Source organism: Streptomyces himastatinicus ATCC 53653 (assembly GCF_000158915.1).
GTDB lineage: Bacteria > Actinomycetota > Actinomycetes > Streptomycetales > Streptomycetaceae > Streptomyces > Streptomyces himastatinicus.
Genome location: NZ_GG657754.1, coordinates 158,205 through 182,039, shown reverse-complemented (window position 1 = coordinate 182,039; position 23,835 = coordinate 158,205). Strand labels below are relative to the sequence as shown.

Below are 23,835 nucleotides of genomic sequence, written 5' to 3'. Positions count from 1 at the left end.
GATGCTGAGGTTTGGAGTCAACTACACGCCCTCCCAGGACTGGTTCTACTCCTGGCTGGCCCCGGACCCGGAGAGCACCCGCCGTGATATGAAGGCCCTGGCCGGCCTGGGGATCGACCATGTGCGCATCCTGCCGCTGTGGCCCGTGGTGCAGCCGAACCGCACCCTGATCCGCCGCCGCGCCCTCCAGGACATCCGCACGGTCGTGGAGATCGCGGGCGAGTCCGGGCTCGACGCCGCCGTCGACGTCCTCCAAGGGCACCTGTCCGGCTTCGACTTCGTGCCGAGCTGGCTGACGGACTGGCACCGGCGCAGCATGTTCAGCGACCCCGATGCCATCGCCGCTCAGGCCCGGCTGGTGGAGGCGTTCGACGAGCAGCTCCACGACCTGCCCAACTTCCTCGGGCTCACCCTGGGCAACGAGGTCAACCAGTTCACCTCGGCGGTGCACCCCAACCCGATGCCCGCCACATCACACCAGGTGGCCTCCTGGCTCGACGCTCTGCACGGCACCGGCCCGCGCGACCCCCGCCACTTCCGGCTGAACGCCGAATACGACGCCGTCTGGTACGCCGACGGCCATGCCTTCGTCCCGGCCCACTCCGCGCGGTACGGCCACATGAGCGTCGTCCACTCGTGGATCTTCAACGGCACGGCGCAGGGGTACGGCGCCATGTCCCACGAGAGCGTCCACCACGCCGCGTATCTCATCGAGCTGTCCCGCGCCTTCGCCGTCGACCCCGCCCGCCCGGTGTGGCTCCAGGAGGTCGGCGCCCCGCTCAACCACCTCACCGAGGATCAGGCGCCCGACTTCCTCGAAGGCACGGTACGGGCGGCGGCCGACAGCGAGGCGCTGTGGGGCATCACCTGGTGGTGCTCCCACGACGTGAACCGGCGGCTCGGGGACTTCCCGGACCTCGAACACAGCCTGGGCCTGATCGCCACCGATGGCGCGGTGAAGCCCATCGGGGAGCGCTTCGCCGCGCTCGCCGCCGAACTCCGCGGCCGGTCGCGCCCCGCGACCCGGCGAGAGGCGGTCGTGGTCCCGGTCGACGCCGAGGACGTCCCCGTGTCCCGGGCCGAACTGTCCCCGGGCGGCGGCGTGTTCGAGACCTGGATGCGGCGTGCCCGGGCCGGGGCACGTCCCGCCCTGGTCACGTCCGCGACCGCCGCCGACCCGGACGCGCTGAGCGCCCGCGCCATCACCTCCCTTGTCCATGCCGAACCGACCGGACACACCTTCTACACCTCGGTCAGCGATGCCGAGGTACTGAGCAGGACACACACGCATGCCGAACACTGAACACGCCCCCGCCGCCGTCGAACGCCTCCTCACCGAGCTGACCCCGCGGGAGAAGGTCGGCCAGCTCAACCAGCGCCTGTACGGCTGGCAGGCCGTCGAACGCGACCCCCGGGGCGGCTTCCGGCTCACCCGCCGGGCCCGCACCGAGATCGACCGCTGGGGCGGCCTCGGCGCCCTGTACGGGGTGTTCCGCGCCGACGCCTGGTCGGGCCGCTCCTGGCACGACGGCATCCGGCCCGAGGAGCGCGCCGAGGTCGCGGCCCTGGTGCAGGAGGAAGTGGCCCGGGGCGGCCGCCACCGTATCGGGGTGCTCCTCTCGGAAGAGGCCCCCCACGGCCACCAGGCCCTCGGCGGAACGCTGCTGCCCACCAACCTGGCCGTCGCCGCCGGATGGGATCCGGCCCTGCTGACCGAGGCGGCGGCGGCCGTCGCCGCGGAACTCGCGGCGAGCGGAGTGCATCTGGCGCTGGTCTCGGCGCTGGATCTGCTGCGCGACCCGCGCTGGGGGCGGGCCGAGGAGTGTTTCGGCGAGGACCCGCTGCTGGCCGCCGAACTCACCCGTGCCGTGGTGACCGGAATGCAGGACGGGCCCGGCAGCGTCGCCGTCGTCCTCAAACACCTGGCGGGCCAGGGCGAGGCGGTCGGCGGACGCAACGGCCAGTCCGCCGTCATCGGCCCCCGCGACCTGCGCGAACTGCATCTGCCGAGCGTCCGGGCAGCGGTCGAGGCGGGGGCGCTGGGCTTCATGGCCGCCTACAACGACATCGACGGCGTGCCCTGCTGCGCCAACCGCGACCTGCTCACCGGCTTCCTGCGCGCCGAGTGCGGGTTCGACGGCATCGTCATGGCGGACGGCCGGGCCGTGGACCGCCTGACCGCGATGGCCGGAAGCCCCGAGGCCGCGGCCGTGGCCGCCCTCGACGCCGGGGTGGACCTGTCGCTGTGGGACGAGTCCTTCGCCCTGCTGGAAACCGCCGCCGCACAGGACCCCCGCGTGGCCGAACTGATCGACGCCGCCTGCCGCCGCGTACTCACCCTCAAGCACCGGCTGGGCCTCCTGCTGGGCACGGACACCGGCCCGGGCCGGCCCGTACCCTACCGCGAGCGGCTCACCCTTGCCGCCCGCACGACGGACCGGCTGTCCGGCCGCCTGGCCCGCCAGTCCCTGGTCCTACTGCACAACCCGGACCAACTGCTGCCGCTGACCCCGCAATCCCTCACCAAGGTGGTGCTCGCCGGGCCCAACGCCCACGACGTCACCGCGATGCTGGGCGACTACGTACCGCCCCTGCCCGCGTCATCGGCCGTCTCCCTGGAACACGCGCTGCGCCGGGCGCTGCCCCACGCCGAGATCGTGTGCCCGCCGGGCCTGCCTTCCCGGACAGATCTGGGCGGCGCCGACGTCGTGATCCTCGCCCTCGGCGGGACGAGCCACCGCGCCTACGACGACGCCTTCGCCGACAACGGGGCCGCCGCGGGACCCGCCGCGGTGGCGACCGCCGGAGAGGGCGTCGACCTCGCGGACGTGTCGCTGCCCGGAGGCCAGAACGACCTGGTCACCGCCGTACGCGCCCGGTCCGCATGCCCCGTCGTGGCGGTGGTGATCGCGGGCAGGCCGCATGTGCTCACCACCGTGACGGAGCACACGGACGCCGTGCTGTGGGCCGGGTATCCCGGCCCGCACGGCGCGGACGCCATCACCGGCGCGCTCCTGGGCGGCTGTGAACCGGTCGGTCTGCTGCCGTTCACCGCGCCCCGCCACTCCGGAACCGTGCCCGTGCGGTACAACGACCGCCACTCGGCCGCCGACGTCTACCGGGACGCGCCGGACCCGGTGCTGTTCCCCTTCGGGTACGGCCTGCGCTACGGGACCATCGCCTTCGACCACCTCACCGCCGCCGTGACCGGGCGATCCGTACACGTCGAGGTCGTCGTCACCAACCCCGCCGCCACCGAAGTCCGAGGTCATCGTGCCGCTGTTCGGCCACCGCACCGGCGAGGCGGTACTGCCCCGGCGACGGGAACTCCTCGCCTTTCCACCGGGTCACCGCACCGTCGCGCGGCCGCGTCACCGTCGCCTGGGACCTGCCCGTCGCGCGCTGCTTCTCCGAGGGCGCGACCGCACGGGCCCGCACCGACCTGTACGTGATGGATCTCCGTACGACGATCCGCCCCCACCAGGGAAGCGAGGACACGGCATGGCACGACAACGGCGACACCACGGCACCAGAAGACGGACCAGGGCCCGCATACGCACCGGGGCGCTCGCGGCCGTACTGGCCCTGACCCTGGGCGCCGGCAGCGCCCTGGCGAGCGACACCCTCCCCTGGCCGGGGGAGAGCGCCGTCGGAGCCAACCAGCCCTACCAGCACGGCTACTCCTCCACCGACCTGCTGCGGTGGAACCCCGCGGACGACACCGACGCCGAACTGCTGCGCGCCAAGGTGCCTCTCCAGACCCGCATCGCCCCCAACGCGCGAACCCAGCGCACACCGGCGCTGCCCTCCGACACCCAGATGCTCACCCTCGCGGGCGACTACGGCAACGCGTTCTTCGAAAGCCACCCGTACACCAACGAGTTCAGCCAGTACCTCTTCAACTACTGGCAGTACAGCGATGTGTACGCGTCCTGGCACGGCATGCCCACCGAGGGCGTGCCCGTGGACTACTACGACCCCGACCTGGACTGGAAGGAGAAGTGGTTCGAGTTCGGGGCGGTCAACCTCCCCAACCCCGGCTACACCAACGCCGCCCACGCCAACGGCGTACGGTCGCTGGGCTGCGTTTTCTTCTCCCCGAACGACCGTGGCGATCAGGCGTACAGCGAACTGCTCCAGCGGGACGCCGACGGCCGCTTCCCCGCCGCCGCGAAGCTCATCGAGGTCGCCGAGTACTACGGCTTCGACGGCTATTTCGTCAACCAGGAGGACGCGGTCGCCCAGGCCGACATCCCCACGTACAAGAAGTTCCTCAAGCAGCTGCGCGACGGCGGACTGTATGTGCAGTGGTACGACTCCATCGACAACTCCTCCGGCCGGATCTCGTACCAGAACGAGTTCAACGCGGTGAACGCCCCGTTCGTCCGGGACGCGGCCGCGGGCGATGTGTCCGACTCCATCTTCCTCAACTACTGGTGGAACAAGTCCAAGCTCACCAAGTCGAAGACCTACGCCAAGGGCCTGGGGCTCGATCCGCGCAGAAACGTCTTCGCCGGTGTCGAGGCGGGCATGTACCAGTTCGACCAGCCGTACGACCTCGACAACAACCTCGACGCCGACGGCGCGCCCATGAACGGCATCGCCACGCTCGGCGCCGACTTCGTCTCCTCCGACTATGCCAAGAAGACCGACGACACGGCCCAGTCGGCCGTCTTCGACCGGGAACGCCGCTGGTGGACCGGCTCGTCCCAGGGCGCCACGACGCCCGAGGGCACGTGGAAGGGCATGTCGAAGTACATAGCCGAGCGCTCCGTCATCAAGGGCAGCACCTTCGCGACGTCCTTCAACACCGGGCATGGCCTGTCGACCTGGAGCGGCGGCAAGCTCTCCAACGACGCGGAGTGGGGCAACATCAACCTCCAGGACATACCGGTGACCTGGCAGTGGTGGATCGACGCCGCGAAGTCGTCCCTCAAGGCGGACTTCGACTACGGTCCCGAGTACACGCCCGCCGACCGCTTCTCGTACCGGAAGATCGGCGGCTACAACGGGGGCAGCTCCCTGGTCCTCAGCGGCACGCTCGACAGCGACAACACCATGCGTCTCTACAAGACCGACCTGAGCGTCACGAAGGCGTCGACACTCGACCTGACCTACAACAAGCCCTCGGCGGACGACGACTCCCAGCTGTGGCTGGCGCTGGTGCTCGCCTGCGACCCGGGCAAGGTGGTCCAGGTGCCGCTCTCGGGCTCCGGTCAGCACACCGACGGCTGGACCACCGTCTCCGCCGATCTGTCGAAGTACGCCGGGGAGCGCATCGCCTCGCTCGGCCTCGTGGTCGCCGCGGGCGCCCAGCCGATCAAGGACTACCAGGTCAACGTGGGGGCCCTGGCACTGCACGACGGCGTCGACCGCACCCCGGCGGCACCGAAGAAGCTGCGCATCGACCAGTTGCTGCCCGGAAGCGACGAGCTGTTCCTGTCCTGGCAGCGCAGTGACTACGACACGGTCCGCCGCTACGACGTCTACCTCGACGACACCTACCTCGGCGGCATCTACGACGACGTCTTCTACGTCAAGCGGTTCACCGCCACCTCGGGGCAGATCAAGCTCGTGGCGGTCGGCCCCGACGGCACCCGGAGCAAGCCCGCGACCGTGTCGTTCGACTTGTCCACGGCCCCGGCCGACGTGACCGCCAAGGCGGCGCCCGACGGCACCCTGAAGGCGGCATGGTCCCCGCAGCTGACCGGGCAGCCCGTCACCGTGGCCGTCCGCGGCCTTGACACCTCCAAGCCCTTCACCAAGGAGGTCACGGTGCCGGGCAACCAGTCGGGCGTGACACTGACCGGCGTACCCGTGAGCGGAGACGCGTACCTGCTCACCGCGAAGACCGCCGACGGCACGGCCACCGGTGTGCGCGGCAGGTTCGCCGACGCCGACATCAGCCCGTATCCCAAGTCCGCCGTGAAGATCACGGGAAACACCTTCGCCTTCTCCCGCCCCACGCTCGCGGACTGGCACACGCTGACGATCCTGGAGAACGGTCAGCCGAAGTCGTTCGCCACGACCTACGGCTCGGGCAACAAGCCGTATATCGTCCGCGGCCGTACCACCCGTGCGGCGATGACGGTCACCATGTCCAGCGCCACCAGTAAGGTCATCGCGGTCCTGGAGGACTACGCCGGGAACAAAACCACGACCGTGCTGCGCGACAACTGACCATGGGGGCGCCGCCGGTGCGGAACCGGGCCGGGTTTATGAATCCGGACGAGGGCAACCCTAAAAGCGTTGGCCATAGAATTCGTCAGCGCGATGGCGTTCTCTCGTTCGAATTCAGCTTTGGCCAACGATATCTGACGGTGTATATTCGCTGGTCAGTTCGATAGGTCAACCGGTGCACTGACCTGCGGCGCCCTCCGTGTCACTCTCTTTTCTCTTTCGTCCCGGGTGTGAGTTTCCGTCTCTTATTGAAAATCGTCGGCAAGTTGAAATTCCGTCATGTGCCTGTTCGGTCCTTTTAGGACTTTGCTAATGCATTACCTTCCTGGATAAGTGGATAATCGTTTCTTCATATCTAGGATCCCGGGCTATGACGGACACTCCACGCGGCAACTCCGCCACCCGTGCGCGCTGGCAGACGTGTCTCAGGCTCGCTCGCGAGCTCCTCCTCATCGGGCCGGACGACAAGGATCTCAAGCTCGGTTATCTCCAGACTCTGATCGACACGGGCGACCTCGGCCCCACCCCGCATCCGCGCAAGAAGATCCTCATCGTCGGCGCCGGTATCACCGGCCTCGTCGCCGGCCGTCTGCTCAAGGACGCCGGTCACGACGTCACCATCCTGGAGGCCAACGCCAGCCGGGTCGGCGGACGCATCAAGACCTTCCGCTCCACCAAGCACCATCAGCCCTTCGACGACTCCGCCCAGTACGCCGAGGCCGGGGCCATGCGGTTGCCCGACTTCCATCCGCTCGTCCTCGCCCTCGTCGACAAGCTCGGGCTCGGCCGCCGCCAGTTCTACAACGTGGACATCGACCCCTCCACCGGCAGCGGCCCCGAGGTCGCCGTCCCGCCCGTGACGTACACGTCCTTCACCGGCCGCACCTGGACCCACGGCGAGGACAGCCCCGGCTTCCAGGAACCCGACAAGCGCGGCAACTCCTGGATCCGCGCCAACCGCACCCAGGTGCGGCGGGCCGACTACGCCGCCGCGCCCGAGCGGATCAACGAGGGCTTCCACCTCACCGACGACGAGGTCCGCGCCCCCGTCGTGAGGATGGTGGACGACGCGCTGGAGTACGTACGCGACTACTACTCCGACATCGTCGACGGGCAGCGCGTCAACAAGCCGTTCGACGCGTGGGTCGAGGGCTGGGCCCGGGTCATCCGCGACTTCGACGGCTACTCCATGGGCGGCTTCCTGCGCGAGTGCGGCGGGCTCAGCGATGAGGCGATCGAGGCCGTCGGAACCCTGGAGAACATGTCCTCGCGGCTCCATCTCTCCTTCTTCCACAGCTTCCTGAGCCGCAGCGACATCAACCCGGGCGTCCGCTACTGGGAGGTGCCCGGCGGCAGCTGGCGCCTGCCGCACGCCCTCCACCAGGGCCTGCGCGACGAGGTGAAGCTCGGCCACCGCATGATCCGCCTCGAATACCACGACCCCAGCCGCGACGCCGACCCCGAGGGCACCGGTGCCGTCGGACCCGACGGGTGGGGCGTGGCCGTGCAGACCGTCCCCGAGAACGACCCGCAGGCCCCGCCGCGCCTGTGGACCGCGGACCTGGCGATCGTCACCATCCCGTTCTCCGCGCTGCGCTTCGTGGAGATCGTCCCCTCGATGTCGTACAAGAAGCGCCGCGCCATCATCGAGACCCACTACGACCAGGCGACCAAGGTGCTGCTGGAGTTCAGCCACCGGTGGTGGGAGTTCACCGAGGAGGACTGGCGCAACGAACTGGAGAGCATCGGCCCGGGGCTCTACGAGCACTACCAGCAGAGCGGCGGGCAGGACGCCGACACCGCTCCCGCCCTCGCGTTCGGCGCCGAGGCGGGCGCCGGGCTGCTCGGTGCCGCGGTCAAGGACAGCAGCGTCACCGCGGACATGCGGCAGCTCAACAGCACCATGCCGCTGCGCGGCCCCGCGGTCCGCCCCGCCTCCCACTGCTTCGGAGGGGGCTCCGCCACCGACAACCCCAACCGGTTCATGTACTACCCCTCGCACCGGGTCGAGGGCAGCACCGGGGGCGTGGTGCTCGCCTCGTACTCCTGGTCCGACGACGCCGCGCGCTGGGACTCCATGCGCGACGACGAGCGCTACGTCTACGCCCTGCGCAACCTCCAGGCCCTGCACGGCCGCCGCATCGAGGTGTTCTTCACCGGCCGGGGCGCCACCAAGAGCTGGGCCCGCGACCCGTACGCGTTCGGCGAGGCCGCCATCTACACCGCGAATCAGATGACCAGCTTCCACCTGGACGTGTCCCGCCCCGAAGGCCCCGTCCACTTCGCCGGGGAGCACACCTCCCTCAAGCACGCCTGGATCGAGGGCGCACTGGAGAGCGCCCTCCGCGCCGCGACCGCCGTCCACCGGGCCCCGTCGGTCACCACCCCGGGCGCGCACCGGGAGGGCCGTTCATGACCGCGATCTTCCCCGAGTGCACGGTCGCCCGCTATCTGGCCCGCCGCCTGGCCGAGTTGGGCATCACCCATCTGTTCGGGGTCCCCGGCAATCACCTGGGGCCCTTCCTCACCACCCTGCGGGCCGAGGGCGACGTCGAGTGGGTCGGCACCCCCACCGAGGGCGGCGCGGGCCAGGCCGCCGACGCCTACGCCCGCGTCCACGGCATCGGCGCGGCCGCGGTCACCTACAGCGTCGGCGCGTTCAACCTGCTCAACGCCTGCGGCGGCGCCTACGTCGAACACGTCCCGCTCATCGCCATCAACGCCTGCCCGCCGTACGAGCAGTGGCAGAACTACCGCGCCATCGGCATGCTCACCTCCCATATGAGCCCCCGCCGGGAGAGCAACCTGGACGTCTACCGGCAGGTCACCGTGGAGGCGCAGGTCATCTCCAACCCGGGTCTCGCCCCCGGCCAGATCGATGCCGCGCTCACCGCCTGCCTGTCCGAGCGCAGGCCCGTCTACCTGGAGGTCATGGAGGACCTGTGGGACGAGCCCTGCGCCGTCGCCGAGCAGCCCCTCCTCCGCCGCGAGCGGCCGTTCAGCACCCGCAACCAGACCATGCTGGACAACGCGGTGGACGCCGTCCTCACCCTGATCGACGAACACCCCGGCCCGGACGGCAGGCCCCGCCCGATCATCTGGGCCGGTGAGGAGATCGACCGGTTCCGCCTCGGCGGGCCGCTCACCGAGCTGACGGAGGCCACCGGGGTGCCGTTCTGCACCACCGTCGGCGCCAAGGCCGTCGTCGACGAGGAACTCCAGCAGTTCCACGGCGTCTACAACGGCGCGGCCAGCCACCCCGATGTGCACTGGATCTTCAAGGAGTGGGCCACCTGCCGGATCGGCCTCGGCGCCTGGTCCACGTCGAAGAACCTCGGCGGGGACCAGTACGTCGGCACCGACTGGGTGATGGCCGCCCGGGGCGGTGTCAGCGTCGGCACCCGGTACTTCCCCGACGTCCAGCTGGAGCGGCTCCTGCCCGCCCTCCAGGACGCGCTGGTGAAGCGCTTCGGCTCCGGAGGACTGACCGCCGACTACTACGCCGAGGCCCACGCCCACCACGGCGCGCCCGGTGACCGCCCCGCCAGCCTGCGGAGCCACCGCGCCACGCTCCGCAGCGGCGGCTCGCGCTCCCGGCACGCCGAACGCCTCACTTACGACGGCGTGTTCGACCGGATCAACCACTTCCTGGGCCAGGAGACGCAGGGCGACTGGACGGTCGTCTCCGACGCCGCGTTCTCCCTCATCGGCTCGATGAACCTGAGCCTGCCCGCGGGCGGGTTCCTGTCGCAGATCAGCTGGCTGTCCATCGGCTGGTCCGTCGGCGCGGCCACCGGCGCCGCGCTGGCCCCCGAGCGCCATCACGCCCGCCCGATGGTGTTCGTCGGCGACGGAGCCTTCCAGGAGACCTGCCAGGAGATCTCCACCCACACCCGGCTCGGGCTGCGGTCGGTGGTGTTCGTCATGGACAACGGGCACTTCTACGGCATCGAGCAGATGCTGGTGCACCCGTCCTACTACGCCGACCGGGACAGCCCTGACGGCACGGGCGAGCCGGAGGAGGCGGACTTCTACAACGTCCTCCACCCGTGGCACTACGACCGCCTCGCGGAGGTGTTCTCCGGCAAGAACACCCCGGCGAACGGGATCAGCATCGCGCACACCTCCGAGCTGGACGAGCTGCTGGCCCGTCTCGCCGACCCCACCGATCCGCTCAACGCCGGGCCATTGCTGGTCCGCGTCCGCCTGCACCGGCACGACTACCCGCGGGCGATGGCCTACAAGGTGCAAGAGAAAAGGGGTTAGGAACATGTCCGAAATCATCAACGTGATGATCGCGTTCGACGCCTTCTCGATCGCCAAGCTCTATACCAGCGCGTCGAGGAATCCCGACGCGCCGACCCAGGTCGACCACGAGCTGATCTACATGACGACCCGCCACGACCGCGTCGTCGGCACGTCGGGAGCCGAGCTGAACTTCCGGGCCAACCCCCGGGACATCATCCGCTGGCGCGAGACGACCCTGTCGCTCAACAGCGAGTACAGCGCCCTGCTCTACCGGTACGTGAGCGGCGATCCGCTGATCAGCACGCCGCGGGTCGTGGTGGGCGACGGCACCTATCCGATGCCGAAGGAGGGGTCCGACGGCAGGCCGGACTTCGTCACGCAGGACTACGAGGACCACTACTGGGAGGCGGACGTCCGCAAGATCGGCCGGGTCACGTACCGCTTCTACTTCCAGGTCCTGGACGCTGACCTGAAGCCGGTGGGGTACTTCCAATGGGACCCGTTCATCACCATCGACAAACGCTCCTGACGGTCACCACGTGGACGGCGCGCTTGCCCGCGCCGTCCACCCCGTCGTGCATGGGCGTCAGCGGATCCAGACGGCCCGTCCCAGAACGGCGATCTCACCTCCGTCGGACTCGCCGTCGGGCGGGATCACATCGATGACAGGTCCGGTGCAGTCGTTGTTCATGTAGGCGATGGCGTATTCATTGGTTTGGTTGTACACGTGGAACCTGTTGTCTTCCAGGGGTACGGAAATACAGCCACTGGGGTTGACGACGCGCCAGGTGCTGTTGAAGAGGTCGCCGTGAGCGGCGGAGGCCGATGGAGCCATGCCGAGGACGAGGGCTCCTGCGGCGGCCAGAATCCCTGCCGTGGTGGTGAGGCGGCGCATCATGCCGGACTCCTTCCCGGAGTGCTGCGGTCGGTATGGCGTTCCAGACCGACTGACCACCTCTCTGGATACCTGCACGCACAGGATTTTCGCTGGAGCCCGCCTCGACACGGGCATCGGCACCGGCAGCCCCGAGACCGATGCCCACTACCGCCCCCACCGCCGCGCCTCCCGGCCGCGCTGGCGGCGGCCGGTGCCGCCCTCGCCGACATCACCCTCGTGGTGAACTGCCACCTCCACTTCGACCACTGCGGCGGCAACCCCCTGCTGACGGGCGTCTCCGGCCTCGTCCAGGCCACGGAACTGGCCACCGCCCGCCGAGTTCGCCGCCGACCACCTGGTGCTCTTCGCCCACGACCACGCCGTGTGGGAGCCGCCCGCCGCTCGGGTCCTCAGCCGTTGAGCAGCCGCCATGCGGTGAGGGCGACGGTGGCCCGTAACAGCCCGGTGGGTTCGGTGAGTTCGATGCCCAGGGTCTTCGCGATCTGGTCCAGCCGGCGGGCGACGCTGCTGTGGTGGAGGTGGAGGACGTCGGCGGCCCGGCGCAGGGAGCCGGTGGTGCAGTAGGCGTCCAGTGTCTCCAGGTCGTCCGGGGTGCCCGCGATGCGGGCGATCGCGGCCACGTCGGGGTTGTCCCGCGCGGTGTCCTGCGGCACCTGTGCGAGGAGAGCCAGTGCCCCCAGTTCGTCGTGGTGGACGACCGGTCGGCGGGTGGTGGTGAAGCGGAGGGCGGTGCGGGCGTCGTGCCAGGAGCGGTCGGGGCCTTCGGCGGCGCCGATGCCCGCCCGTACGTCCGCGGGGAACCGGGCCCGGTCCACGGTGGTGGCCAGGATGACGCCCAGGTCGGCGAGCGGCGCCGCCTTCACCGGGCGGGACGGGCAGATCAGGGCGCCGATCCGGTCGAGCGGCAGCCGCGCGCGTACGGCGACCACGTGAACCGGCACCTCGGCGGCGAACCCCAGGAGCCGTAGCGCCCGCGCGCGGGCGGCCTCGTCGCTGCCGTCGCTGATGGCCAGTTCGACGAGGGCGGGGTCGGCCATCGTGGTGCGGGCCGGACCGTACCGTTCGACGGCCGACGCGGCGGCGATGGCGAGCCGGTCGAGAAGCATGTCGTCGAGCGGGTTGGCCGGGCCGGGCCGTTCCAGCCACACCACGCCGATCTCCTCGTCGTCCAGGATGATCGGTGCCGTGCTGGACCGGGGCGCGGGTGGGGTGGACGCCTCCGTACCGTGGGGCGAGACACGGATCGTCCGGCCCGTGCCGTGGAGCCGGATCCCGGCGACGCACTCGGCCAGGCCCGCCGAGGCCCGCACGAGCGCCGGGAGATCCACCCGTCGGCGCATCAACGTGTCGTAGAAGACGACGACGCGGATCGCTCCGTCGACGTACGGATCCAGTCCCGACAGCCGTACCGCCAGTGCCTCCATGGCAGAAGGATAGAAGGACCGGGGCGCGCCGAGCCGATCGGCGCGCTACCGGGGCGGGATGCGCGACGAACGGCGGATGACCCCGGGGACGGCGGCCGTGAGGATGGTCGTCATGGATCCCGAACTCGAAGCATTCGTCCCGCTGTTCCCTCCCGCGGACCTGACCGACCCGGTCACCGCGCGCAAGAACCTCGCCGGGCTGGCCGCCGCGGTCCCGGCACCGGACGTCGCCGGTATGGAGGTCGAGGACCGCACCGTGCCCGCCGACCCGGACGTGGCGGTGCGGATCTACCGCCCGCAGCGGGCGCAGGGTGCCATCGTCTGGCTGCGCGGCGGCGGATTCGTCATGGGGAACCTGGACACCGAACACCCGTGGGCCGCCCGGCTCGCGGAGGGCTCCGGCGCGGTGGTGGTCTCGGTGGACTACCGCCCGGCCCCGGAGAACCGGTTCCCGGCCGCCCTGGACGACGCCTACGCCGTACTGACCTGGACGGCCGAGAACGCGGCCGACCTCGGCATCGACCCGGCGCGGATCGCGGTCGGAGGCCACAGCGCGGGCGGTGGGCTCGCGGCCGCGGTGGCCTTGCGGGCGCGTGACGAACAAGGACCGGCGATCCGCTTCCAACTCCTCAACCAGGCAGGCCTGGACGACCGGCAGGAGACGTGGTCGGCGCGGAACTTCACCGATACGCCCTGGTTCACCCGCGACAAGATCGCCACGTCGTGGCGGCACTATCTGGGCTCCCGCCCCGCCACGCCGTATGCCGCCCCCGCGCGGGCCGACGACCTGTCCGGCCTGCCACCGGCCTACGTCGCCACCGCGGAGCTGTGCCCGAACCGCGACGAGGACATCGACTACGCGGTGCGGCTGCTGCGGGCGGGCGTCTCGGTCGAACTGCACCAGTGGCCGGGCACGTTCCACGGCTCGCAGGCGATCCTGTCCGCCGAGGTGTCGCAGCGCCAGATCGCCGAACTCAGCGCCGCCGTACGCCGCGCCCTGGCCGCATGAGGCGGCCGCGACCGTGCAGACCGATCACCCATGAAGCTCACCGCCGAGAGGACGTCTCACCATGACCGTCACCCCGATCGATCTCTTCGCCTCCTTCCTCCACCTTGACGAGGGCGGCCGGGTGCGTGCCTCGCAACCCGTGTTCGACCCCGGCCGGGACGGCTGGCAGTTGATGACCTTCCACGTGGAGTCCGACGCCGACCTGCACGCCGACCACTGGGAAGTCCACTCCGAGGCGGACGAGGTCGTGTCCTGCCTCACCGGCGGGATCCGCCTCTTCTTCCGCCCGGAGCAGCCGGGAGACGAGGAGGAGATCAGGCTGGGGGCCGGAACCGCGGCCATCGTCCCGCGCGGGCGGTGGCACCGCCTCGCGCTGGACGGTCCCGGCCCCAGCGACATCATGTCCGTCACCCTGCCCCGCGGCAGCCGCCTGGAGAAGCGGACCGGAGCCTGAGGCGGGATCAGCGCCCGTGGTGGTGCATGACGTGCTTGGTGCGTGAGTAGTCGTCCAGGGCGTAGAGCGACAGGTCCCGGCCGTAGCCGGATCCCTTGAAGCCACCCCAGGGGACCTCGGCGGCCAGTACGAGATGCGAGTTGACCCAGACCGTTCCGCTGTCGAGGCGCGCGGCGACGTCGTGACTGCGGCGGGCGTTCTCGGTCCACACCGAGGCGGACAGGCCCAGGGGGACCTCGTTGGCCCGGCGTACCGCCTCGTCCTCTTCGGCGAAGGTCTCGACGGTGACCACCGGGCCGAAGATCTCCTGGTGGGTGGCTTCGGCGCCTTCGGGGAGGTCGACCAGCACGGTCGGGGCGATGAAGTAGCCGGGGCCGTCGAGGGCCTCGCCGCCCGTCGCCGCGCGGGCGCCTTCGCTCTTCGCGCGCTCCACGTATCCGGTGACCCGGTCGAAGTGTGCCTTGGAAACCATGGGGCCGACCTCGACCTCCTCGCCGGAGCGTGGGTCGCCGACGACCAGCGCCCGTACCTCGCCGACGAGGTGGCCGACGAACTCCTCGGCGACCGATTCGTGGACGAGGACGCGGCAGGCGGCCCCGCACTCCTGGCCCGAGTTCCAGAACCCGGCTTCCCGCAGGGCCGAGGCGGCGGCCGCCAGATCGGCATCCGGGAAGATCAGAACCGGGGCCTTGCCGCCGAGTTCGAGGTGCACGCGCTTGAGGGAGTCGGCGGCGGCCCGGGCCACGGCGCGGCCGCTGGGGACCGAACCGGTCAGGGCGATCATGTCGACGTCCGGGTGCTCGGCGAGCCGGGCCCCGGCCTCCGCGCCGTAGCCGGTCACCACGTTCACCACTCCGGGCGGCAGGAGATCGGCGACGAGTTCGGCGAACTTCAGCGTGGTCAGCGGGGTCTGCTCGGACGGCTTGATGACCAGGGAGTTGCCCGCGGCGAGGATGGGGGCGAGCTTCCAGGCCGCCATGAGCAGGGGATAGTTCCACGGGGTGATCACGCCGATGACCCCGAGGGGTTCCCGCAGGATGACCGACAGATGGTCCTCGACGTAGTCACCGGCGGCCATCGAGGTGGCCGCGCGCACCGCACCGGCCATGAAGCGGAAGGTGTCGACGGTCATGGCGACGTCGTCCTTCGACACCGCGAGCGGCTTGCCGGTGTTCGCCGACTCCAGCCTGACGAGCAGGTCGGTGTTCTCGGCCAGCCGGTCGGCGATGGCGTGCAGCACCTCCGAGCGGTCCTTGGGGACCAGCCGCCCCCACGGGCCCTTGGCCCGCGCCGCTGCGGCGACCGCCCGGTCGATGTCCTCGGCGGTTCCCTCGGGAATCCGGGCGATGACGCCCTCCGTACACGGATCGACCACATCGATGACGCGACCAGGAGATCCGTCGGGGAATGTCCCGTCCACGAAGTGGCCGGCCGGAGGAAGGTCGGCAGCGGAGATCAGCGGCGGTGCGTCCGTCGCGCGGCGAACGGTGACCGTCGTGGAAGCGGCGGCAGTGCTCATGATCAGTGGCTCCCTGGGTGGTGGTGGGAAACAGCCGGGATGCGGTGGGGGTGCCCGGGGCGCGTCACGCCGACCGCTGGCGAAGCTCCTCGTACAGGGCGGAGATCCGGGCGGTCGTGGCGGCGTCGAGGCCGAGCAGCGGCTCGCGGGGAGGCCCGATGGGGAACCCGGCCGCCTCCAGGGCGGCCTTGACCGCCGGAATGAACGGCGCGGACATCATGGTGTCCATCAGCGGGTAGATCCGCGCCCATTCGGCTCGCGCGCGCTCGAGTTCGCCGTCGCGCAACGCCCGGTGGATGGAGACGAGTTCGGCGGGGATCACGTTCGCGGTCCCGGCCATGACACCGGCGGCGCCCTCGGAGATGGCCTGCAAAAGGAGGCTGTCCCAGCCGATGAAGGTGGCGATGACGTCGCCGTACCGGTGGATCAGCTGCCCGGCCTGGGCCATGTCGCCGCTGGTGTCCTTGATGTACTGGATGTTCTCGACCTCGTGGGCGAGCTGTCCGACGGTTTCCGGCGGGAGCGGGACACCGGTGGCATCGGGCAGGTTGTAGAGCATGATCGGAATGTCCACGGCGTCGGCCACGGTGCGCAGATAGCACAGCGTCTCGTCCATCGTCAGCGGCTCGTAGTACGGGGCGACGACCATCAGGACCGAGGCTCCGGCGGCCTGCGCGTGGCGGGACAGCGCGACGGCTTCCTTCGTGCTCACCGCACCGGTCTGCGCGATCACCGGCACACGTCCGGCCACCTGGTCGACGACGGTCTCGACCACCTGGCGCCGCTCCGCGCCGTTCATCGCCGCGAACTCCCCGGTGGATCCGCAGGCGACGACACCGTCGACCCCGCCGTCGACGCTGCGGTCGACCAGGCGGCGCAGCGTCTTCTCGTCGATCTGTCCGTCCGGCGCGAACGGTGAGGCAAGGGCGGTCAGGACACCGCTCAGCTGTGACGACATGCTTGAGTCTCCTCGGAAGAAACTGGGGGACAGGGGCGGTGGACTCAGGTGACGGCGCGCAGGGGCGCCAGGTCGTGCGGGATGGTCTGACGGTCGGTGGCCAGCAGGCTCTGCGCCTCCTGCGCCGCGGACAGGCCGGTCTGGATCGCGGTCTCGGTGTAGAGGGTGCCGAGGTAGTCACCGGCCAGCAGGACCCGGCCGCTGCGGCGGGTCAGGGTCTGCTGCAACGCCCCGCGGCCGGGGAAGCAGTAAGGCGCGCCGGTGGGCCAGCGCTGCACCTCGGCTTCGACGACCTTCTCGGGGAACCCCGGCAGGACCTGGTCCAGGTCGTCGAGGTAGGTCCGGCGGATCTCGTCGTCGTCGCGTTCGAGGAGCGACCGCGCCAGACTGCCCGGCGAGAACGTCATGATGCTGCTGCCGGGACGGCGTTCCGGCTCCAGACCGCGCGCGATGTTCGACATGTTCAGCAGGACGTTGAAGGACCGCTTCGGCGTCGCGATGGCATAGGCGCCGTCCCAGACCTGACGCCCCGTCTCGTTGGTGAGGAACGCCGCGCTCACATACGGGCCGTAGACGACCTTCGACAGGGCTTCCCGGACCTCGCGGTCGAGGTCGACCGCGATCCGGTGGCTGACGGTCGCGGGAGTGGCCAGCACCACGCAGCGCGCCTCGACCTCCCGCTCCACCCCGTCCTGCCGGTAGCGGACGACGACCGAGTCCTTCTTGTGGACGATCTCGTCGACGGTGGCGTTCAGCCGCACCCGGTCCGACAGGGCCGCGGCGATGCCCTCGGTGAGGGTGGAGGGGCCGCCGAGGATGCTCTGCGTGAGGCCCCCGCCGATGTTCCACACCAGGCTGAAGTAGCCGACACCGGCACCGGCGGAGATCTGGTCGATGTCGGCGGCGGAGCGGGTCACCGTGGGCTTGAACAGCGCTTCGGCGTCCTCGGGCAGGTCGCCCACGAAGTCGGAGAAGCTGCGGTCGTTCATGAAGTCGTAGACCCGCCGCTGGCGGGCGGCCTCGTCCTCACCGGGCCGCAACCGCACGATCCTCGCGTACTTGGCGACGGCGAGCGCGACCTTGGCACCGGCCTTCATCATCCCGGCGCGGGCGGACCACGGCATGGGAATCCGGAACGGATAGCTCTCCACCCGGCCGCTGAGGAGCAGCTTGCCGTTCATGGCCAGCCCGGCCAGCGATCCGGTCACCGGGGTCGAGTCGATGCCGGTGTCGCGCAGCAGCCACGCCGTGGAGGAGTTTCCGCCCGCGTAGACGTGCCCGCCCCAGTTGAGCCAGTACGGTCCGCGGCGCTCGGAGCGGATGCGTCCGCCGACCCGGCCCTCGGACTCCAGCACCAGCGTGTCCCAGTGCCGCAGTCGCCAGCCCGCGGACAGCCCCGCGATGCCGCCTCCGACGATCACTACGTCCTTCATCATGTCCTTCCCTGGCCATTGCGGGGGAGATGACAGCGGTCAGACACTCGCCGGGCGTCCGGCGGTCTCGGCACTCTCGCCGGTGCGGGTAGGCAACGCGGCGGCTTCGTGCAGGGCCATGTCCCGGGTCTCGGGCGCCCACAGGACGGACACGAGGGCGCCGACGAGGCTGATCGCGGCGGCGGCGATCATGGTGCCGCCGATGCCCCAACTGGTCAGGGCCAGTGGGACGAGATAGGTGCCGACGGCGGCGCCGATACGGCTGACGGAGGAGGCCAGCCCGACGGCGGAGCCGCGCACCTCGGTGGGGAACAGTTCGTTCGGGTAGATCCACTGGAGGATCTGGGTGCCGCCGATGATGATCGCGTACAGGGCGAACAGGGTCATGATCACGCCCGAGGGGGCGTGGGGGAAGATGCCGAGCAGCAGCAGGGCCAGCCCCGACCAGACGAAACTGTGGATGACCAGGGTGCGGCGGCCCATCCGGTTCACCCCGAGCAGGGCGATCACGCAGCCGAGGAGGAACATGACGGTGATCAGCGCCTCCCCGATGTTGGCGAGGCCGCCTTCGAGCTGAAGCGCGTCCAGGATCTTCGGGCCGAAGGCGTAGATGGCGAACAGCGGGACGACGGAACAGGTCCAGAACACACAGATGTACAGCATCCGCCCGCCGTAGCCGGACCGCATGATCGCCGTGACGTCGATGTCCTCGTGCTCCTCCGCCGACAGGTCGGCGATCGTCGCCTCGGGACCGTAGACCTTCTTCAGGATGGCCTCGGCCTCTTCGGTGCGGCCCTTGTTGGCCAGCCAGCGCGGCGACTCGGGTGTGCCGTGGCGCAGCAGCACGATGATCGTGGCGGGCAGCGTGGCGCTGGCGAGCATCCACCGCCACCCGTCGTCGCCGGCCGACAACAGGATCTCGCCGACGACGTACGCGGTGGCGGCGCCCACGAACCACATGACGACCAGGCCGCCCAGCAGCGGTCCCCGGTAGCGGCGCGGCGTGAACTCGGCCAGCAGGGAGGTGGCGATGGGGTAGTCCGCGCCGACCGCCATGCCGATCAGCAGGCGCAGGATGAACAGCCACACCGGATCGGCGGCCCAGAACTGGGCGACCGAGCAGACGATGATGGCGATCAGGTCGATGGTGTACAGGAGTTGCCGGCCGAACTTGTCGGTCAGCCAGCCGCCCACGAAGGCACCGAGGAAGATGCCGATGAGCGCCGAGGCGCCGATGAGGCCCTGGGCGGAGTCGGACAGGTCCAGCTGCGGCGTGATCTGCACCATGGCGACGCCGATGATGCTCAGGACGTAGCCGTCGAGGAACGGGCCCCCGGAGGAGTACAGCGCGAGTTTCTTGTGGAAGCCCGACAGGGGGGCGTCATCCACTCTGTTTCCTGCGTTTGCGCCTGCGTTTGCGGTCATCACAGCCTCCGGGAGCGGTTCCCGGACGTGCCCGAGGCGGGGCCGTCCGGTCCAGGTCGGGGTTGATGTCATGTCGTCGGTGCCGGACGCCCGGTCGCCGCCCTGGTGAGGGCGGCCCGGGCCGGACACACCGCGGTTCCGAGGTCGCGAACTCACGGTTTCCTGGGGAGTCCGGCAGCGTGGCCGCCGGATGGCATCGAAGTATGTGAAGGCCAAGGGCGGCCAACAATGCCCCCGGCGTCCGACCCGGCACCGGGGTACACCTGAATCAGAAGTTCGGCTACGGTTGCCGCCATGGTCGGCCGCCCCCGCAATGCCATGATCCTCACCGAGGCCGAACGGGCCGCACTGCGGACATGGACCCGCAGCCGCAGCTGCTCGCAGGCCCGCGCGCTGCGCGCGCGGATCGTGCTGGCCTGCGAGGACGAGCCCACCAACAGCGGCGTGGCCACGCGCCTCGGCATCTCCCGCGACATGGTCGGCAAGTGGCGCGCCCGCTTCCTCGCCGAACGGCTGGCGGGCCTGGACGAGCAGCCCCGTCCCGGGCGGCCGCCAGCGGCGGACGACGACACCGTGGCCCATGTCCTCGTCCGCACCCTCACGCCACCGCCGCCCGGTGCCGGACACGTCTGGTCGACGCGTTCCATGGCGGCCGAAACCGGCCTGAGCCAGAGCACCGTGAGCCGGGTCTGGCGGGCCTACCGCGTCCGGCCGGGGGCGGGCGCCACGACCGGGCAGCGCCGGGCGTGGTCCCTGCCGAACCGCACCGAGGAGGTGGTCGGCCTGTTCATCGCGCCACCGGTGTGCGTGCTCGCCGTGACGGCCCGGACGGGCCGGGGCCGGGCCGTGCGCACCTGCGCGGACCGGTTGTTCGGCCAGGAGCGGGAGGCGCCCCACGTCCTGGCCGTGGCCTCCGCCTTCGCCGCGCTCCGGGGCGGCCGGCACACGCGGGACACACCCTGGACGGGCCACCCCGCGCTGCGCACGTTCCTGGAGCGGGCGGAGGCGGCGGCCGACACCGGGGAAGTGGTGCACGTCCTGGCACACGGCGTACCCGCGGAAGGCCGCGCCGGGTGCCAGGACGTGTCCCCGAGGCTGCGCTGGCACCACGTACCCGGCCCGGCGGAGTGGACCGACGAGACCCGGCGCCTCCTCGCCACCGAGGCCCGGCCCGCTCCCGGGAGCGCCCCCGATCCGCACCGCCTCCGTGACGCGCTGCTGACCTGGTCCACCACCTGGACCCCGTCCGCGGACCCCTTCACCCGCGTCGCCGCCCCGCGCCCGGTGTACGACACCCCGGCCATCTGTGGGTCCGGCAACGACTCGAACGCCCGGGACGTGTGCGCGCCCGGCCACGCCGACGTCCCCACGGCGACCACGTTCACATCCCCCGACGAGCCGCCCGGTGCTCCCCTCACGACCGATCCCGTCGTGGGCCTGTTGCGCGAAGCCGTACTCGCCGATCGCCACCGGCCCGGCGACCGTGTCCGGGAGACACCGCTCGCGGCCCGCCTCGGCCTCTCGCGCCGGGTCGTCCGCGCGGGGCTCCGGGCGCTGGCCGAGGAGGGCATGCTCGATCTGCTCCCGGGCGGTGCGACCGCCGTCCCCACCGTCACGCCGAAGGACGTCCTCGATCTCTACGCCCTGCGGGCCAGCCTGGGCGCGCTGCTCATCCGGCGCGTCGCCATGCTCGGGCCCGACCAGCTCGCCCCGGCCTCAGCGGCGCTGGCGGAGGTCCGCGACGCCGCCCGGGACAACGACCACGCCCGCATACGCGAAGAGGACTTGCGGTATCAGGACGCCCTCGCCCGCACCGCGGACCTCCCGCAGGCGGCGCACACCTTCGAACGGCTCACGGCCCGTCTGCGCATGTTCGTCACGGTGCTGGACATGGATTACAGCCAGGCGTGCGACGCCATCAGCGACGAAGACACCGCCGTCCACGAGGCGTTGCGCAAGGCCGACGGGAACGAGGCGGCCCGCCTGTGGCGGGTCAAGATCGAACGCTGCGTCCGCTTCATGATCGCCCAGCTCCCCGAGGACGACGCCGCCCCGCATCTGTGGACCACCCTGGCGGGCAGGCCCCGGCTGCGCCGGGACGATCCGCGGGACACCGCGCACTGACGCGGAACGGCGCTTCAGCCGATGCGTTACGGGGGCCTCGGGCCGATGCGTTACGGCGCTTCAGCGCATGCCTTACGGCGCCTCAGATCGCGGCGCGAATGGCCCGCTCGAAGCCCTCGACATGGTCGCGGGCGAGCTGGGCCGCCTTCTCGGGGTCACCGGCGACGATCGCCTCGAGCAGCGGCCCGTGCTCTTCGACGTGGCCCGCCATGTCGGACAGCCGGTCGATGAACAGACACCAGATGCGCGTCGCCAGGTTGTCGTGGCGGACGAGGGTGTCCTCCAGGTACGGGTTGTGGGTGGCGGCGTAGATGGCGCGGTGGACCTGGAGGTCCAGGCGCATCAGCTCATCGGCACCGTGCCGATGGGAATCCACGCTCCCCAGCTCCCGTAGCGCACCCGCCAGGACCGCGCGGTCCGCGGCCGTGGCGCGCCGCGCGGCCTGGGCGGCGGCCAGCGGCTCCAGCTCCTGGCGCACCTCGGAGATATGGGCCAGGTCGGTGATGTTGACGTCGGTGGCGAAGGTGCCGCGCCGGGGGTAGGTCGTGATCAGGCGCTCGTACTGGAGCCGCTTGAGTGCCTCGCGCACCGGCGTCCGGCCGACGCCGAGGGACTGGGCCAGCTGGTCCTCGTTGATCGGCGCCCCCGGGCGGATCTCGAGCATGACGAGCCGGTCGCGGATGGCGCGGTAGGCGCGCTCGGCGAGGGACAGCTCCTCGCCCCTCGGCTCGGTCGCCACGTGCTGCATGAAACCCCCTTGACCTCTCCCAGCGAGCTCCCATACCTTACCGCAGAGGCTGATATATCAATTGCCCATTAGTTGGCTCTCAGGATGGTGCACAGATGGCAACCAACCCGTCGATCACCACGGTCACCTCCCACCTCACCCTCCCGCTCAGCACACTCGACCCGGATATCGCCACCGCGGTGGACGCCGAGCTGCACCGTCAGCAGTCCACCCTCGAGATGATCGCCTCGGAGAACTTCGCTCCGGCCGCGGTCATGGAGGCACAGGGCTCGGTCCTGACCAACAAGTACGCGGAGGGCTACCCGGGCCGCCGCTACTACGGCGGCTGCGAGCATGTCGACGTCGTCGAGCAGCTGGCCATCGCCCGGGTGAAGCAGCTCTTCGGCGCGGAGGCCGCGAACGTACAGCCGCACTCCGGCGCCCAGGCCAACGCGGCCGCGATGTTCGCGCTGCTGGACCCCGGCGACACGATCCTCGGCCTGGACCTGGCGCACGGCGGCCATCTCACCCACGGCATGCGCATCAACTACTCCGGCAAGCTGTACAACGTCGTGCCGTACCACGTGCGCGAGGCCGACATGCGCATCGACATGGACGAGGTCGAGCAGCTCGCTCTCGCGCACCGGCCCAAGATGATCGTCGCCGGCTGGTCGGCCTATCCCCGCCGGCTCGACTTCGCCGCGTTCCGGCGCATCGCCGACGCGGTGGGCGCGTATCTGATGGTGGACATGGCGCACTTCGCCGGGCTGGTGGCCGCGGGCCTCCACCCGAGCCCCGTGCCGTATGCCGACGTGGTGACGACCACCACCCACAAGACCCTCGGCGGCCCGCGCGGCGGGGTGATCCTCAGCCGCGCCGACCTGGCCAAGAAGATCAACTCCGCGGTCTTCCCCGGCCAGCAGGGCGGCCCGCTGGAGCACGTCATCGCCGCGAAGGCGGTGGCCTTCAAGGTGGCGGCGAGCGAGGAGTTCGCCGAGCGCCAGCAGCGCACCCTGGCCGGCGCCCGCATCCTCGCCGGGCGGCTGCTGTCCGACGATGTGGCCGAGGCCGGGATCACGGTGCTGACCGGCGGCACCGAAGTCCATCTGATCCTCGTCGACCTGCGCGCCTCCGCGCTCGACGGGCAGCAGGCCGAGGACCGGCTGCACCGCATCGGCATCACCGTCAACCGCAACGCGGTGCCGTTCGACCCGCGTCCCCCGATGGTCTCCTCGGGGCTGCGCATCGGCACCCCGGCCCTGGCCGCGCGGGGCTTCGGCGAGACGGAGTTCCGCGAGGTGGCCGACATCATCGCCCAGGCCCTGAAGGACGAGAAGTTCGGCGACGAGCAGGCGGGCCTGCTGCGCGACCGGGTCGAGAAGCTCGCCGCCGCCTTCCCCCTCTACCCCCACCTGAACATCCCCACCTGAACGGAG

The 23,835-nt window shown here is 70.7% G+C and carries 17 protein-coding genes and 1 pseudogene; 11 read left to right on the top strand and 7 right to left on the bottom strand.

The window, feature by feature from the left end:
• Position 1: 1 nt before the first annotated feature.
• The 6 genes from SSOG_RS00805 (at position 2) to SSOG_RS00780 (ending at position 10,957) form a co-directional block, all read left to right on the top strand.
• On the top strand, positions 2 to 1,303 hold the full coding sequence (locus SSOG_RS00805; RefSeq protein ID WP_039936229.1) for a glycoside hydrolase 5 family protein: 1,302 nt from the start codon (positions 2 to 4) through the stop codon (positions 1,301 to 1,303).
• On the top strand, positions 1,290 to 3,452 hold the full coding sequence (locus SSOG_RS47965; protein WP_009712276.1) for a glycoside hydrolase family 3 protein: 2,163 nt from the start codon (positions 1,290 to 1,292) through the stop codon (positions 3,450 to 3,452). Before SSOG_RS00805 ends, SSOG_RS47965 begins: the two co-directional genes overlap by 14 nt.
• Before the next feature lie 49 nt (positions 3,453 to 3,501).
• Positions 3,502 to 6,180 carry an endo-beta-N-acetylglucosaminidase gene (locus SSOG_RS00795; RefSeq protein WP_039936227.1) on the top strand — a complete coding sequence of 893 codons (2,679 nt, stop codon included), beginning with the start codon at positions 3,502 to 3,504 and terminating at the stop codon, positions 6,178 to 6,180.
• A 370-nt stretch (positions 6,181 to 6,550) separates the two neighbouring features.
• Positions 6,551 to 8,596, top strand: a complete 2,046-nt coding sequence (locus SSOG_RS00790) for a flavin monoamine oxidase family protein (protein WP_009712274.1) — start codon at positions 6,551 to 6,553, stop codon at positions 8,594 to 8,596.
• The gene (locus SSOG_RS00785; protein WP_009712273.1) at positions 8,593 to 10,446 is read left to right on the top strand and encodes an alpha-keto acid decarboxylase family protein; all 1,854 of its coding nucleotides are present in this window, start codon (positions 8,593 to 8,595) and stop codon (positions 10,444 to 10,446) included. Before SSOG_RS00790 ends, SSOG_RS00785 begins: the two co-directional genes overlap by 4 nt.
• A gap of 4 nt (positions 10,447 to 10,450) precedes the next feature.
• The gene (locus SSOG_RS00780; RefSeq protein ID WP_009712272.1) at positions 10,451 to 10,957 is read left to right on the top strand and encodes an inclusion body family protein; all 507 of its coding nucleotides are present in this window, start codon (positions 10,451 to 10,453) and stop codon (positions 10,955 to 10,957) included.
• Between the two features lie 57 nt (positions 10,958 to 11,014).
• On the opposite strand, the gene SSOG_RS50670 is transcribed toward SSOG_RS00780, so the two are convergent.
• Complete coding sequence (locus SSOG_RS50670) at positions 11,015 to 11,326, bottom strand: hypothetical protein (RefSeq protein WP_009712271.1); 312 nt, start codon at positions 11,324 to 11,326, stop codon at positions 11,015 to 11,017.
• Positions 11,327 to 11,429: 103 nt separating this feature from the next.
• Here SSOG_RS50670 and SSOG_RS50665 point away from each other — a divergent pair.
• Positions 11,430 to 11,644, top strand: a pseudogene (locus SSOG_RS50665) (MBL fold metallo-hydrolase); the annotation flags it as partial.
• 71 nt (positions 11,645 to 11,715) lie between these two features.
• On the opposite strand, the gene SSOG_RS00770 reads toward SSOG_RS50665, so the two are convergent.
• Positions 11,716 to 12,750, bottom strand: coding sequence for a PucR family transcriptional regulator (locus tag SSOG_RS00770; RefSeq protein ID WP_009712270.1), 1,035 nt, complete (start codon positions 12,748 to 12,750; stop codon positions 11,716 to 11,718).
• Positions 12,751 to 12,862: 112 nt separating this feature from the next.
• On the opposite strand from SSOG_RS00770, the gene SSOG_RS00765 reads away from it, so the two are divergent.
• Positions 12,863 to 13,759 (top strand): alpha/beta hydrolase, encoded by an 897-nt coding sequence (locus tag SSOG_RS00765; RefSeq protein ID WP_050800228.1) that lies wholly within the window; start codon positions 12,863 to 12,865, stop codon positions 13,757 to 13,759.
• A gap of 61 nt (positions 13,760 to 13,820) precedes the next feature.
• Positions 13,821 to 14,213 carry a cupin domain-containing protein gene (locus tag SSOG_RS00760; protein WP_009712268.1) on the top strand — a complete coding sequence of 131 codons (393 nt, stop codon included), beginning with the start codon at positions 13,821 to 13,823 and terminating at the stop codon, positions 14,211 to 14,213.
• A 7-nt stretch (positions 14,214 to 14,220) separates the two neighbouring features.
• Here SSOG_RS00760 and SSOG_RS00755 read toward each other — a convergent pair whose 3' ends face one another.
• The 4 genes from SSOG_RS00755 to SSOG_RS00740 all read right to left on the bottom strand — a co-directional run bounded on the left by SSOG_RS00755 (position 14,221) and on the right by SSOG_RS00740 (position 19,512).
• Positions 14,221 to 15,732 (bottom strand): aldehyde dehydrogenase family protein, encoded by a 1,512-nt coding sequence (locus SSOG_RS00755; protein WP_009712267.1) that lies wholly within the window; start codon positions 15,730 to 15,732, stop codon positions 14,221 to 14,223.
• Positions 15,733 to 15,796: 64 nt separating this feature from the next.
• Positions 15,797 to 16,690 (bottom strand): dihydrodipicolinate synthase family protein, encoded by an 894-nt coding sequence (locus SSOG_RS00750; protein WP_009712266.1) that lies wholly within the window; start codon positions 16,688 to 16,690, stop codon positions 15,797 to 15,799.
• Between the two features lie 44 nt (positions 16,691 to 16,734).
• Positions 16,735 to 18,126: a protoporphyrinogen/coproporphyrinogen oxidase gene (locus tag SSOG_RS00745; RefSeq protein WP_009712265.1), complete on the bottom strand. Its 1,392-nt coding sequence runs from the start codon at positions 18,124 to 18,126 to the stop codon at positions 16,735 to 16,737.
• Positions 18,127 to 18,162: 36 nt separating this feature from the next.
• The gene (locus SSOG_RS00740; RefSeq protein ID WP_009712264.1) at positions 18,163 to 19,512 is read right to left on the bottom strand and encodes an MFS transporter; all 1,350 of its coding nucleotides are present in this window, start codon (positions 19,510 to 19,512) and stop codon (positions 18,163 to 18,165) included.
• Positions 19,513 to 19,842: 330 nt separating this feature from the next.
• On the opposite strand from SSOG_RS00740, the gene SSOG_RS00735 reads away from it, so the two are divergent.
• Positions 19,843 to 21,672 carry a helix-turn-helix domain-containing protein gene (locus SSOG_RS00735; protein ID WP_039936224.1) on the top strand — a complete coding sequence of 610 codons (1,830 nt, stop codon included), beginning with the start codon at positions 19,843 to 19,845 and terminating at the stop codon, positions 21,670 to 21,672.
• Between the two features lie 82 nt (positions 21,673 to 21,754).
• Here SSOG_RS00735 and SSOG_RS00730 read toward each other — a convergent pair whose 3' ends face one another.
• Complete coding sequence (locus SSOG_RS00730; protein ID WP_009712262.1) at positions 21,755 to 22,420, bottom strand: GntR family transcriptional regulator; 666 nt, start codon at positions 22,418 to 22,420, stop codon at positions 21,755 to 21,757.
• Between the two features lie 95 nt (positions 22,421 to 22,515).
• Here SSOG_RS00730 and glyA point away from each other — a divergent pair, with 95 nt between their 5' ends.
• Positions 22,516 to 23,829 (top strand): serine hydroxymethyltransferase, encoded by a 1,314-nt coding sequence (glyA, locus tag SSOG_RS00725; protein ID WP_039936222.1) that lies wholly within the window; start codon positions 22,516 to 22,518, stop codon positions 23,827 to 23,829.
• The last annotated feature ends 6 nt before the right edge of the window (positions 23,830 to 23,835 follow it).